We start from the raw sequence: 12,454 nt of genomic DNA on the forward strand, positions 1-12,454 counted from the left end.
AGACTTGAGAAAGGGAAAAGGTTACTGGGTTTGGGTTAAAGGAGTGAGAACAATTCCTTTCCCCTTACCCTCATTTCCCGCCTCCTGTGTGCGGTCGAAACGTGAGATTAATACGGGTGCTAACAACTTTGTTGGTTTTGGGGACTTGATGCAGATGTGTGGACTGGCAGCCTGGGTGCATCACAAGCAAGCTGCCGTGTTCCAGCCAGAAGTCTGTTGGTTTGCCATTTCTCGGTTTTATTTGGAATTTGCGACATGAACCCAAGCTGACTGATGCGATCGCCGGGTTAAATCCCATCAATGGTTCGTTGTCTGCGTGCCAGCCAATCGAATCCTGTCCACTGCGGTATTGATTTCCGATGACAATGCGAAACTTGTAGCCAGTCAGTGCAGTGATTCTGTCCCGCAAGTTAGACAGAGCTTCTGTCCAAGTCAGAGGTTTTAAGAACACGCTGTTGGAGTAAAGATAATCACATCCGGCATCACCATAGATGCACTCCAGGCGCGGGACGGGAAGAGTTTTACCCAACATTCTGATTTGATTCTGTTGCCACTCCAGTTTTAAGCAGTGTTGATAGAGTTCATTTGCAAGTTCTTGACTTAAGAAATCGGGGTAATAAGTGATGGGTAAAACTGGTACAGATTCAGAGAAAAGTGTGAGTTGTTGCATGGTAGTTCTCTCAAATTTTGAAACTGCTATTAGTTCTGTTCAGCTTTAAAAACCTCAACCAAAATACTTTCTGGATATAAACCAACTTTTCCAAAACGTGGGTCATGAATGCGTTCTATTTCTATGCCTTGTTTTCGACACAATGCACTGGCTTTTCGACCTTTAGCACCCGCTTCTTTTACCGATATTTCTAAACCTTGAAGATTGGCGAACCCAACAACACTATATTTGTGACCGCATGGTGTATTCACCCTATCTTGTTCAACTTCAACTGCTTTGAGTCTCGCCAGGATTTCAGTTTGTTGCTGTTGTTGCTCCAGTAAATATTGTTCTTGCTGTGCCATCTGTTGTGCGATCGCTGCGAGTAACTGTATTTGTGTCATCGCGGTTTCGCTATTAGAGGTGGGTTTAGTCCAGCCCAATTTGTCCTGAATCCATGCTCGAATGCCGATGGTGTTAAATGAACGGCATACCAATCTGGCTTGCTTAGTACAGTATCTACCAGCCTCGTAAGCGTAGTACTCTAGGATGATTGCGATCGCAATGTCGGGGATACCGTCGGTTCTCCACTGGCTGAGGTCGGCGGCTGAAAATTCTTGCAGCATAAGCTCTTTAGCTAATTTCGAGGGTGCTAGGTCGGCGCTTGATTTCAAAGCTTTTCTAATCGATTCATCATCAACTCCAGCCAGTCTTGCAGTTGCTCTAACACTGGCTTTCGCTTGACCATTAGCGTCAACTTCAATCTCTTGAGAGATTTGTTCGATGATTTCGGCGATTTGAATTGCTGACATAATTTTTCGTTGTGTAATGATTTGTGGTTGTGTGATTAGAAAAACTCAAGTATTGACTCGCACTAAACTTTTTTCACCAACCAGTGAAAAACGATTCGATATAGTCGGTGTCTTAATTAACGTTGGTGACATCAATTCAACAAGGTAAAACCAAGATTTATGCACCAGTGCAATCCCTAAAATCAGCCGTTGTTTTGTTCCTTTGTCGTGAGAACAGAGAATCACTCTTTCGCCCAGAACAAAAGCAGGTTTTTGCACAGTAATGGCTTCTAATTCTCCAGTCCCGATGATTTGGTTTTGTGTGGCGTGGAGTATTTCTTTTCCACAATCAATTGAATAAATCCAGCACTCGTGTTTCCATTGCATCCCACAGCAATAGCCGAATGTTCTCGTGGTTCTGAGGTATACCCTCTCCAGTAAATTGACCTCAACCGGTGGAATTGTTCCACGCCAAGGTGGAGAAAGATACCAGCTTGTTTGAAGTGCGTTAATGTGGTCAATCATGCTTTTCTTCCCAATAAGTAATTAATGGCTTCGGAGTCAATAGAGGCAATACGCTTTTTTAGATGTTGTGGAGGATTTTCAAAAAAGTTTTTGAGATGCCATCGACGAACTTGATAACGCTTAGAAGAACGGCGACTAGTTTTCAACCAACCACGTCTCACCCAACCAGAAACGGTGGTGGAATGCACACACAGAACACGGGCGATTTCAGCACTACTATAGTTATCGAGAAAGGGGCTCGTAGAATAACCCAAAGCCCAAAGTTTAGTAGCGATAGCAATTGAAGTACGAAAATACCCATGTCTTTTTAAGATTGAGGCGATTTGCTTAGGGGTATAAAGTTCAGCTTTAGCTTCAATGATTCCGAGTTCTTCATCAGTCCATTTTGTATGCATCTGATTACCTCCGATATTTATACAGATTTAGTATCAGAATGTTCTTTGAAAATCCGAGCGCTGATAGATTCAAAGTCAACTTGAAAGATGTTCATATCAGTCAGCATTTCCCCAGCGTTGTAACGGTCTATGATGTGCTGCCTGATTACAGATTGGTTCAGCCCATCAGGGATATCGATGTGCGCTTCACTGACGATTTTTTCGACTACTGTAACGATGACTCTCATGGTTTTTATTCCCATCTGATTAATTCAGAATTCAGAAATAAAACTTCTTCTGAATCCTGTATGGTTATTTACACTGCTCCGGCTTTTGCAGATTGCAACTGTTGCATCCACCCATTGATTGCCGTTAACTCATCAGCACCACTAGCAACAGCATCAACAACTTGGTTTTGATATGAAGACTCGGCATGATTGGGATATTCACACTTGTCTGCTGCCCAAGCTAAACACATAGTTTTTACCAGTTCATTAATCTTGCTAATATGAAGTAGACTTGGGCGGTCAACATCCTGAAATTCCAACCACTCTTTGACTAAATCAAGTGGATAATCAAGCAAAGTACGAATATTTTTGATTCGTAAATCTTGGGGATGTACTGGTTGAGGGACTACACTAAGTTTTGGTGTAGATGGAATGCCACCTAAGCGAAATTGGATGTCACGAATGATAGTTACCCAATCAGCATTTTTGTTCCATTCTCTTTCAATTCTGCTTTTACTTGCAGCATCGTAAAGATTACAGAAAACTGTATTCTCGTCACCAGCATTCGCAACGATAATCAGTGGTTTAGAAAAATCCTGAACTAATGAGGCAGCGAGAAGAAAGCTTTTGGCGAAATTGGTTTCAACACCAGTCCTGACAACATAAAGTTCATCTGCACTCACGACAATATCCAGCTTCAGGTTGTCCTTTCCTTTGAATTCTTTAGTGGTTAATCGCAGTTCTGACAGATAACCAGTTAATGCTCTTTGGGAAACAGGGATAGTTTTATCCCGTTCAATATCGTAGTTATACCACAGGTAAGATTCTCCACCTAACTCGGCATTTTTGACATATAAATAAATCGGTTCGGGAGGGTTGCATAAACCTAGTTTGATTTCAGTAACCATGTTCACCTCGGCTAAGTTTCATTGATTGGTGTTCTGTGTGCAATAATGGGAATTCTGTAGCGGGAGAAAAACTTCCGTGCGTTCATCTGAAGTAATGGCATTCCTTTAGATGAACGCTTTTGTACTAAACAGAAGTCTCTCGATTGCGATCTAGCTCCCACTGCAAATAAGTCAGTGCAGTTTGAGCATCGGCAATGTTTAAATCAGGGGTATATCCCAAGTCCAACAGTTGTCTGTAGTCTGGATGCGTAGCAATTTCGCATATCAGTGTTTGAGCTTGTTCAATTAATTGGTGGAGATGTGGATTAGACATTTCTATGCCCAGCCGTGAACATAAGTCCTCCGCTTTTACACCGAATGTTCCTGGCTCAATCTCCGTTTCTAACTCTTCAAGCAGAGGTTGAAAATTAGGATGTTCATCGTTGATTTCAATCTCAAATAAATCTGCACTTTTTGTAAAGGTGGTTGCCCAATCGGGTAAAGTCTGTGGAATGGTCTTAGCGTAAAGTTTCATGATTTTTTCCTGATTTTGTCAGATTGGAAGTGATGCTTAAACCTTCAGCCATTTCCTGTAATCGACAAGTTAAAGAGGCTATATCACTAACAACAAAAATGCCTAGACAGCGTTCTATTTATAGAAAAATAAAACTGTCTGTATAGCTTTCAGTTTTCTGTCCACAATTGCCATCCCATACAACCATGACAGCCCAAATTCCACCAGGAAATTTGTAAATTAACTCTACTAACTCTCCTTGGATTCAGGACAGTTTTTTAACTGAATTCTAAAACAGTACATTTTGCTATTCATTGATTTAAGCCTCAAATAAATCCGCGTTCTTTGTAACGACGCTTGCCCAATTTGGCAGAGTTGCTGAAATGGTTTTCGCGTAATGTTTCATCAGTATTTCCTCTGGGATTGAGAGCTTAAAAATCCTCGGCAATCTCCAACAAAAAACCGCGTCCCGTGTTCTGTACTTGCACCAGTTCTTTATCTAGAAGTGTTTGAATCACTGAATCGGAGAATTGGAATTGCAGACGGTGCAGAGGAACACAACCGCCACAAAGCCGAATTGAACGCAGCAAATGATTTGCTCTACGGTCAAAATTGTTTGTAGAATTAGCCATTGTTTGCACCTTGAGTTAATACGGTTAACTGTCGGTTGAGAATGCTTATTTGTTGTTGATAAAAGTCAATCTCTGCGGTAATTTGCGTGAACAATTCCTGTGGAGATAGCGGTTGGATTTGATTCTCTTGCAAGTACGATATCTCATCAGAATTCTTGTTAGGTATCAGCACATAGCGCCAACCATCATCAAATTGTTCAGCCAACTCTGTACCAGAGGGATAGTAGTAAAGTCCCAGTATGATGCCCTGTTGTGTACGCTGTTCCAAGTTAAAGCGAGGGTAGGGCCAGTGTTGAGGGATAGAAATTGTGGGTTGCATAGATGAATAGGTGAATGAAGGGAATGTGTTTTAGGGAAAGGGGGAAGGGAATGAAGAAATTTACCTTTCCCCCTTTCCCTTTAACCTTTTCCCAGGCGAAGCCTACTCTTTACGCTGTAACTAACTCCGTTCTCTCCAGCAGGCGTTGCAATTTATCGCCAGTTAGCTGTTCTAATGGCTGATCTAAAAAATATTCATCAAAAATGGATTTACCATCGGTAGACACATCCACCATCGACAGCGATCGCACAGCATCAAGCACGGAGTTAGAATACTGCTGCTGGACTGAATAACGCCTCTTTACCCACCAGTTACCATCAGTGCATCCAACTTGCCCCAGTTTCACGCCGTTGTTGTTGTAAATGCCATCATCGAGAATTTCAAACCCATAATTCTGGCACTCGTTGAAGATATGCGCCATGATTTGGTTTTCAGTCGTAGAGGAAACTTGCGGGGCAGAGGCGCAGAGGGGCAGAGGAGAAAGTTGTTGTAAGTTTTTCCCCTCTGCACCCCTGCTCCCCTGCACCTCTGCTTCTTCTTGCACAGGTAATGAGCCATCTTTATAGTGAGTGCAGATGAAGCGATCGCAACGCATTAGAGTATTGGCACGAAATATTTCTTTATCATTGATCATGACTACCCAGCGTTGCGTTAAGTGGTTGTCGTCATGGCTGATGCTGGCTACCAGTTTGTCATCAGCGTAATATTCGTGATGGTCAAACGAGATTTCGACTATTGTGAGGGGTTCGGGAGCGATCGCTTGGGCTTGGTCAGCGATGTAGTTGTCGAGTTCGGCTTGGGCGAGGGCTTGGTTGTCGGGGGCAGCAAGGGCGAGTTTCTGAATCTTGCTGGCTTGATAATCAGCGATTGCAAAAATCCAGGCATCCTTACAGCGTTTGTCGCTTACTTCGACTGTGCAGGCGATTTCGCTGTAGATTTGCTTGAGTCGGGCAATCGATTTCAGTTGCAGCTGTTGATGAGTGTAGATTTGGTATGTCATGATTGTTAAAGTTCCTAACGGGACAGAAAGCGCTCTAGATTCGCAGTCCGGGCGCTTTCTTTATATTTATACTGTATCCTCTCACTAGACATTTTGTCAAGTGTCACTCTACAATTTACATAGAATCTACGAAATGATTGAATAGAGAGGATTGTTCATGTCTATAGATGTGCAAATAGAACGGGTTATACGGGTTGATGCCCCTGGCATCGGAGCAAGAATTAAAGAAGCCAGAGAGCGAGATCCACGATCGGTAGAAGAATTGGCAAAAGCGGCCGATATGACTCGTGCTAATTGGTATCGGATTGAACGTGAAGAAAATGATGTTTTACCAGAACCAACCCTTCGCAAAATTGAAGAAGTTTTAGGCGTGGATTTTGGAGTGCGTTTTGATGATTAAGCCTGCCAGTGTCATTCCTCCTACTCTGTCTTCAGTTTCTGTTGACGAGTTATTACTAAAGGCACTGCGCTTGGCGCAATCGCAGTTAAGTCCCACACTCAAAACCTATTTGCAATCGGCTCTAAGCAAATGCGACTAAACCAAAAAGAGGTGGAGTAATGAATAAACCACCCCGTAAGCGCAACAAAGCCACCTCTGCCACATCTACCGATTCAACTTCAGCAGTTAACTCTGTAAACGAGGATATCTCCCAGCAAGTAGATCCAAGTTCAGCAACGATTACAGTTACTGCTGTTGAAGTAACAGAGTTGACCCAGGAGGAGCAAAGCGATCGCTTGCACTTGGAGAAGAAAGTGGAGCGGGCGTTTTTTGAAGCAGGAAAGGCTTTGATGGAACTTCGTGATCGCAGATTATATCGCTCTACGCACAAAACCTTTGAGGAGTATTGCCGTTCACGGTTTGGTTATACACGAATGGCAGCAACCTATAAAATTGCTGCGGCGACAGTTATGGAGAATTTGTCAACCATTGGTTTACAGAATGCGGAAATAACCACAGATGGTTTACAGTCTCCAAAAATGTCAACCATTGGTTTACAAAATGTCGAAATCTCCACAATTGGTTTACAAATACTGCCGACAAACGAACGTCAAATACGCCCCTTGGTTCCCCTAGAACCAGAAGTCCAGCGCACTGCATGGCAGCAGGCGGTGCAAGTTGCTGGTGGTAAAGTTCCCACAGGTAGAATTGTAAAAGATGTGGTGGATCGAATAATGGAGCGCACCAAAGCGCCAAATCCTTACCGTGTCGGAGAAGTGTGCCAAATCATTGCTAAGGATAATCCTGATTTACGAGGAAAAGGCGGGAATTGGTGTATTGTCAACCATGTAGGCGAGTTCAGCTGTACAGTGACAACGTGGAATGGACAATACACCGTGAGAATCGACCACTTGAAGCCACTGAACTACCTGGAGTCGGAATGTCAGCAGATGCAGGTGATTTGCGATCGCATCAGTAGGTTACGGGACAGTGGCAAGCTAGAAGCGCCAGCAGAGGCAGTTTTGAAGTGTTTAGGAGAACTGAAGCGCCCGTATTTGACTCAGTTTGAAGAAGAGCTTTTGAGTTTTATTGAACAGAAATGTCAAGTTGAGGATTAGTCGAGACGAGCTTTCCTGTCCAAAATACCGCTTCTTCCAAGACATCGGATATCCAAAACAGATACATCAAACAAACCCGGTGCTGTATTGGTGAGCGCTGGCTTCTATTCGTTACCTTATATCTACTGTTTCTCCAATATCTACTTTTGGAGGATAGTATGCAAATTGGAAGCTACTACCACTTTCCATTACCCTTCTCATTCTAATTTTTTCCATTGGTTTTTATTTAACTGATTAAAAGAATCAGTCTTCGATTTAACCTTTCCGTAGGTGTCTCAGCCTATTCCAAGTTCAGACTAATCTTCATACCCAAATTTTTAAAATCTGTTAAAGCTGATGGAATTGCCTTAACCACAGAGGGATCACTATTTTTATCATTTTTAGGTGGACGAACTAGTGAAATATATTCAGTTGCTTCCCAATTAAGCTGTAAAGTTTTAGGAAGTTTATCTAAAAGAAACTTTTTACCTTCTTGTGTCAACTTCCCTTTGTTGACTAAATTTTCATCAATAAAAGATTCGGTATCAACAGTAGGACGTAAACGGATACATGATTGTAGTTCATATATACCTTTTGCATCTAATTTTTCTCGAAAACAACCTAGAGATTTAATATACTCTAAATGGAATTTATCAAGCCAAAAAGATATAATTTTATTAGTAATTAATCCTGATGCATCACTTATAAATATCACGCAAATCAAATAACTATTATCTTGTGCAAGCATTAAATCAATATCTTGCTTTTTAATGGAAAACTTTACCCTCGTTTCTGGTCTTCCATTTGGCCCATCATAAAAGGTTTCTTCTTTAATGCGTCGAGATTTTATCTGGAGAGCATAAGGAGGTTGAATATTACGTTGTGTCCTATTACCTTTAAGAGATTGTTCTTTTTGGTTTGTTACTAATATATCAAAACCAAAATCAGCAGGTAGCTTAAAAGCCTCATACCCCGCCCCAAAAAGCCGACCCATAATGTAGTATTCAGCCTCGAAACCTAAATAAAGGCGATCAAAAAATTCCATATTATTTATAAGCAGTACTGCGTGCTATTATATACAAAATACAAAAATAGATAGACCGCATAAGGCCCCAATGCACATCGGTTGCCAAGGGGTTATCGGTTAGAGTTCAAGGTTGTCTGCGGGGGGTGATTGGGAAGCGGTTACTGGGCAATTGTCAGCGCAGTGAATAACTTTAGTTGCAGCGTGAGAATGTGGGATGGCGAGTATGCCGTTGGGTTGCAGCACATGAAGTCCTTCAACTACTTGCCTGCCGAGTGTGAGCAGATGCGGGTGATTTGCGATCGCATCAGTCGCGTGTATTCCGATTCGCTGGAGGAGACTGTCAAAAGTCTGTTGCAGTCGTTGGGGAAGGTAAATCGGCCTTATCTTACTGCTGTGGAAGAGAAATTGTTGAGTGTTGTGGAGTTGGAATATGGGAACGAGATAAAGTTTTAAGAATTATGGTCGTTTTTATATAGTAAGTGTGCGACAGGTTCTCGTTAGGCATCATGGTTGAAGTGTAATGCCAGATGCTCCTCATCAAAATATCTACCATCAATAAATAAAGCATTACGCTCTAAACCGAAACGCTCAAAACCCCGTGAGCTATAAAGAGAGGCGGCTGGTAAATTGTTTGTAGTGACCGTGAGAACGATCTGTCGCAGACCATTAAGCCGTCGAGCATGGGATAATGCCTCATCAAGAAGCGCGGCTCCAACACCTCGCCCTCGATTCTCAGGTAAAACATACATACTCCAGAGAGAACCAATGTGAACACGCTTCAAACGGTTCTCGCGTGAGAAGCCGAGCATACCAATAAGTTTGTCCGTGTCGCTAAAAGCACCGAAAATCCCGTTAGCAGAATTATCGTGAGGGCGAAGTCTGGCAGCAAAGTCGGCCAAAGAAAAACGGGATTCCTCCTCATAACTGGAAGCAAATGCTGTGGGCGAGTCTCTCAATGCTTGCAAACGTAGTTCGCGGTAAACGACGACATCTTGGGTGTTTAAAAATCTGATTTCCATAGATTTATGCACCATCTTTTAAATTAGTCTGGCACTTAATTAATTCAAAGAATTGCGAAATTTCTTTAGTCGAGCGAATATGATAAACATTTTTCATGCTTTGAGCCTGCTCGATATACTCACGATATTTTGGTGTCAAATATTTGTGACATAGCCAAAGTACGCGGTAGCTATTAAGCGAACTCCTCAATATTGGACTATTGTCAGGCCAGCCTGATGGCGGTTTAAAGTAACCTGTAATAAATCGTTTAGTTACCAGCCATCCATGCACATATAGAGGTAGATCGACATAAACCAGAGTATCTGCCTCGTTCAGTCTTAGCCAGAGAGTTTCCATGCAGCCAAACCCGTCAATAATCCATCGGTCAGTAGCTAAAATTTGCTGATGGACGCGCTTATAATCTTCATGTGGAACCTCAGTTCCCCCTGATTGATATTTAATCTTGTCCAAGATGTGAAGTGGTAAATCAGTAATTTGGGATAATCTTTTGCTTAGAGTTGATTTACCGCCTCCAGCATTGCCAAACACCGCTACTTTTTTCATTCCCACTCTCCTTTTAGGGCGATCAAGTTCAAGCTGGCACAAGTTTGTTACGAAAGAATAAGAGCTTTACTTATATTACCTTTATAATACAAAATATATTACAGAAAAAATGTATTACTTTGCCCTGTTATCATGCACTGTCAAAACCTGGGATGGGGAGTACACCCTTGGTTTGCAGCATCTTAAATCTTACAATTACCTGCCTGCCGAGTGTGAGCAGATGCGGGTGATTTGCGATCGCATCAGTCGGGTGTATTCCGATTCGCTGGAGGAGACAGTCAAAAGTCTGTTGCAGTTATTGGGGAAGGTGAATCGGGCTTATTTGACGACGTTGGAAGAGAAATTGTTGAGGGTCTTAGAATCAGAACACGGCGACGAGATAATCCGCTAAACAATTTTGGCAATTTGTGACATGAAGAAGATTTTGGACAGCTTTTGTCAGGAGAAGTTGGACAAGTTGTAAGCTGAAATACCTAAAACTTCGTTAAGGCATTAATCAAGCGATCACTTTTTTTGGAGAAAGAAAATGGACATAGTAACAAAAATGGGAGAAGAACATAGACGCAAGTCCATATAAATACTACTCCCAGGCAACTTTTCCCTTAAACTTGGATAACTTACCCACGTTGCGTAGCTTGCCGCCGTTCGCGTAGCGTCTCGTAGAAAAGGCATCGCTTGCTGCTGTAAGGATCACTAGCTGTTTACGTATCTTAACAATATATCCAGAAAATCTTTTGATTAAGCAGTTAGTCCTCAACAAGTGCTGCAATTGCAGCTACTAATTTTGAGGGGTCGGCTGGTTTAGTGATATGAAGTTGAAATCCAGCGGTTAAAACCTGTTTTTGTGTAGTTTCTGCGGCGTAAGCAGTTAGAGCGATAGCGGGAATCTGTCCACCTTGATTAGCAGGCATTGCTCGTAATTTTTTGATTAAAGCGTAGCCATCAACTTCTGGCATACCCAAATCGCTCAACAGTAGGTCTGGTTTTGACTGTGCAATTAGAGCGAGTGCTTCGTTGGCGGATGCTGCGCTCATCACGATTGCTCCGTTTTCTTCCAATAGGAAGGCAAGAAACTCACGGGTATCAGCATCATCATCCACAATTAATAAGCGTACCCCTTCTAGTGGAGCATGGAGCATACAGAATGGATAGGAATCGTCAGAGATATTCTGATCTTCAATTTTGAATTCTAGACTCTGTTGAAGCATTGGTAGGCAAACTGTAAATGTCGCGCCTTGTCCCTCACCAGGGCTTTGTGCCCAAACTCTACCACCATGCAACTCGACAAGTTGGCGCACAATCGCCAAACCAAGTCCTAATCCGCCATAACTTCGGCTTGTACTACTATCTGCCTGACGGAAATACTCGAATACGTGTGGCAGAAAATCAGGATTAATACCTTTACCCGTATCAATGATTCTGAGTTGTATCTGAGAATCAATCTGTTCTAAGTAGACTTCGACTTTTCCACCGGCTGGTGTGAATTTAATGGCGTTAGAGAGTAAATTCCAAACAACTTGTTGAAGACGACTACCATCACCTTTAACTTGTCCAATTTTTATATCTAGATCAAGATTAATTTGAATAGACTTTGCTTCTGCTGCCAAATGCACTGTCTCTAAGGCAGCTTCAATAATAAAAGCAAGATCAACAGTTTCTAAATTAAGTGCTAGCTTGCCTCGAAGAATGCGGGAGATATCCAACAGGTCTTCAATCAACTGAGCCTGGAGTAAAGCATTGCGTTCGATTGTCTCAAGGGCACGCACAGTAGTAGCTTCGTTTAATGAGCGGTTTTTCAGTAGCTTTGCCCAACCCAAAATTGGATTAAGAGGGGAACGAAGTTCATGAGAAACAATTGCCAAAAATTCATCTTTGATGCGGTTTGCTACTTCAGCAGCTTCTTGGGCTTTCTGGCGTTCTTCCGCTACTGCTAGTGCTTGATCTCGTAAGTTTTTATATTCCTGAACTCGAAAAGTTAAATCTGTGAAATCCTCAATTGAGAAAAGGGCATAAAACCTATTTCCGTCCATTGCAGGCACAGCAGTTACAGTTGTCTGCTGAATACGATATTTATTTTGAGATAGCGGTATAGGAATAACATATTTATGCAATTGAGAAGAAAAGATTGCAGGAGGGCCGCCTTGAAAAATTTGCTCTAAGCGACTACTATAACGAGGCTGATTTAAATGAGGAAAATATTCAAGAATTGAATTTCCTAAAATTTTACTTCGGGAAATTTTTGTCCATTCCTCCAAGCAGCAGTTCCAGAATAAAACAATGTAATCGGACTGTAGAACGAAAGCTCCTAAAGGAATTTTATCTAAAAGGCTAAATTGTTCATGAGCTTTTTCTATAATATTCATTATTTCGTCATCAGGATTTGAGCGGAAGATTTAAAGATTTTTATCTA

The 12,454-nt window shown here is 42.0% G+C and carries 19 protein-coding genes; 5 read left to right on the plus strand and 14 right to left on the minus strand.

The features are described from left to right. Positions 1 to 70 precede the first annotated feature (70 nt). The 10 genes from FD723_RS37775 to FD723_RS37820 form a co-directional block, all read right to left on the minus strand. Entirely contained in the window at positions 71 to 670 is a 600-nt protein-coding gene (locus tag FD723_RS37775; RefSeq protein ID WP_179070297.1) for an alpha-ketoglutarate-dependent dioxygenase AlkB, read from the minus strand. 29 nt (positions 671 to 699) lie between these two features. Next, entirely contained in the window at positions 700 to 1,461 is a 762-nt protein-coding gene (locus FD723_RS37780) for a hypothetical protein (RefSeq protein ID WP_179070298.1), read from the minus strand. A 45-nt stretch (positions 1,462 to 1,506) separates the two neighbouring features. Further along, on the minus strand, positions 1,507 to 1,965 hold the full coding sequence (locus FD723_RS37785) for a DUF1392 domain-containing protein (RefSeq protein WP_179070299.1): 459 nt from the start codon (positions 1,963 to 1,965) through the stop codon (positions 1,507 to 1,509). Continuing rightward, positions 1,962 to 2,360, minus strand: a complete 399-nt coding sequence (locus FD723_RS43660; RefSeq protein WP_256875411.1) for a hypothetical protein — start codon at positions 2,358 to 2,360, stop codon at positions 1,962 to 1,964. The genes FD723_RS37785 and FD723_RS43660 overlap by 4 nt, the downstream gene beginning before the upstream one ends. A 17-nt stretch (positions 2,361 to 2,377) precedes the next feature. Continuing rightward, entirely contained in the window at positions 2,378 to 2,587 is a 210-nt protein-coding gene (locus FD723_RS37795) for a hypothetical protein (RefSeq protein ID WP_179070300.1), read from the minus strand. A gap of 68 nt (positions 2,588 to 2,655) precedes the next feature. Then, positions 2,656 to 3,474, minus strand: a complete 819-nt coding sequence (locus FD723_RS37800) for a hypothetical protein (protein WP_179070301.1) — start codon at positions 3,472 to 3,474, stop codon at positions 2,656 to 2,658. Between the two features lie 124 nt (positions 3,475 to 3,598). Continuing rightward, positions 3,599 to 3,988, minus strand: a complete 390-nt coding sequence (locus FD723_RS43665) for a hypothetical protein (protein ID WP_256875412.1) — start codon at positions 3,986 to 3,988, stop codon at positions 3,599 to 3,601. A 410-nt stretch (positions 3,989 to 4,398) separates the two neighbouring features. Next, entirely contained in the window at positions 4,399 to 4,599 is a 201-nt protein-coding gene (locus FD723_RS37810; RefSeq protein ID WP_179070302.1) for a hypothetical protein, read from the minus strand. Further along, positions 4,592 to 4,918: a hypothetical protein gene (locus tag FD723_RS37815; protein ID WP_179070303.1), complete on the minus strand. Its 327-nt coding sequence runs from the start codon at positions 4,916 to 4,918 to the stop codon at positions 4,592 to 4,594. Before FD723_RS37815 ends, FD723_RS37810 begins: the two co-directional genes overlap by 8 nt. A 109-nt stretch (positions 4,919 to 5,027) precedes the next feature. Then, entirely contained in the window at positions 5,028 to 5,918 is an 891-nt protein-coding gene (locus FD723_RS37820) for a hypothetical protein (RefSeq protein WP_179070304.1), read from the minus strand. Positions 5,919 to 6,075: 157 nt separating this feature from the next. Between FD723_RS37820 and FD723_RS37825 the strand changes: the two genes are divergently transcribed. Genes FD723_RS37825 through FD723_RS37835 form a run of 3 tightly spaced genes read left to right on the plus strand, consistent with a single transcriptional unit; the run spans position 6,076 to position 7,475 of the window. Then, positions 6,076 to 6,318, plus strand: coding sequence for a helix-turn-helix transcriptional regulator (locus FD723_RS37825; protein WP_179070305.1), 243 nt, complete (start codon positions 6,076 to 6,078; stop codon positions 6,316 to 6,318). Beyond that, positions 6,311 to 6,457: a hypothetical protein gene (locus tag FD723_RS37830; protein WP_179070306.1), complete on the plus strand. Its 147-nt coding sequence runs from the start codon at positions 6,311 to 6,313 to the stop codon at positions 6,455 to 6,457. Before FD723_RS37825 ends, FD723_RS37830 begins: the two co-directional genes overlap by 8 nt. A 19-nt stretch (positions 6,458 to 6,476) precedes the next feature. Beyond that, complete coding sequence (locus FD723_RS37835; RefSeq protein ID WP_179070307.1) at positions 6,477 to 7,475, plus strand: hypothetical protein; 999 nt, start codon at positions 6,477 to 6,479, stop codon at positions 7,473 to 7,475. A 280-nt stretch (positions 7,476 to 7,755) separates the two neighbouring features. Here the strand turns inward: FD723_RS37835 and FD723_RS37840 are convergent, their stop codons facing one another. Next, positions 7,756 to 8,499 (minus strand): hypothetical protein, encoded by a 744-nt coding sequence (locus FD723_RS37840; protein WP_179070308.1) that lies wholly within the window; start codon positions 8,497 to 8,499, stop codon positions 7,756 to 7,758. Between the two features lie 162 nt (positions 8,500 to 8,661). On the opposite strand from FD723_RS37840, the gene FD723_RS37845 reads away from it, so the two are divergent. Next, entirely contained in the window at positions 8,662 to 8,934 is a 273-nt protein-coding gene (locus FD723_RS37845) for a hypothetical protein (RefSeq protein ID WP_256875413.1), read from the plus strand. A gap of 44 nt (positions 8,935 to 8,978) precedes the next feature. Here the strand turns inward: FD723_RS37845 and FD723_RS37850 are convergent, their stop codons facing one another. Together FD723_RS37850 and FD723_RS37855 are read right to left on the minus strand one after the other, a co-directional pair. Then, positions 8,979 to 9,515 carry a GNAT family N-acetyltransferase gene (locus FD723_RS37850; protein ID WP_256091088.1) on the minus strand — a complete coding sequence of 179 codons (537 nt, stop codon included), beginning with the start codon at positions 9,513 to 9,515 and terminating at the stop codon, positions 8,979 to 8,981. After that, positions 9,505 to 10,044, minus strand: a complete 540-nt coding sequence (locus FD723_RS37855) for an adenylate kinase (protein WP_069072005.1) — start codon at positions 10,042 to 10,044, stop codon at positions 9,505 to 9,507. Before FD723_RS37855 ends, FD723_RS37850 begins: the two co-directional genes overlap by 11 nt. A gap of 109 nt (positions 10,045 to 10,153) precedes the next feature. Between FD723_RS37855 and FD723_RS37860 the strand changes: the two genes are divergently transcribed. Continuing rightward, the gene (locus FD723_RS37860; RefSeq protein WP_179070309.1) at positions 10,154 to 10,435 is read left to right on the plus strand and encodes a hypothetical protein; all 282 of its coding nucleotides are present in this window, start codon (positions 10,154 to 10,156) and stop codon (positions 10,433 to 10,435) included. A gap of 355 nt (positions 10,436 to 10,790) precedes the next feature. Here FD723_RS37860 and FD723_RS37865 read toward each other — a convergent pair whose 3' ends face one another. Then, entirely contained in the window at positions 10,791 to 12,407 is a 1,617-nt protein-coding gene (locus tag FD723_RS37865) for an ATP-binding protein (RefSeq protein WP_179070310.1), read from the minus strand. Between the last annotated feature and the right edge of the window lie 47 nt (positions 12,408 to 12,454).

The organism is Nostoc sp. C052, from assembly GCF_013393905.1.
Lineage (GTDB): Bacteria > Cyanobacteriota > Cyanobacteriia > Cyanobacteriales > Nostocaceae > Nostoc.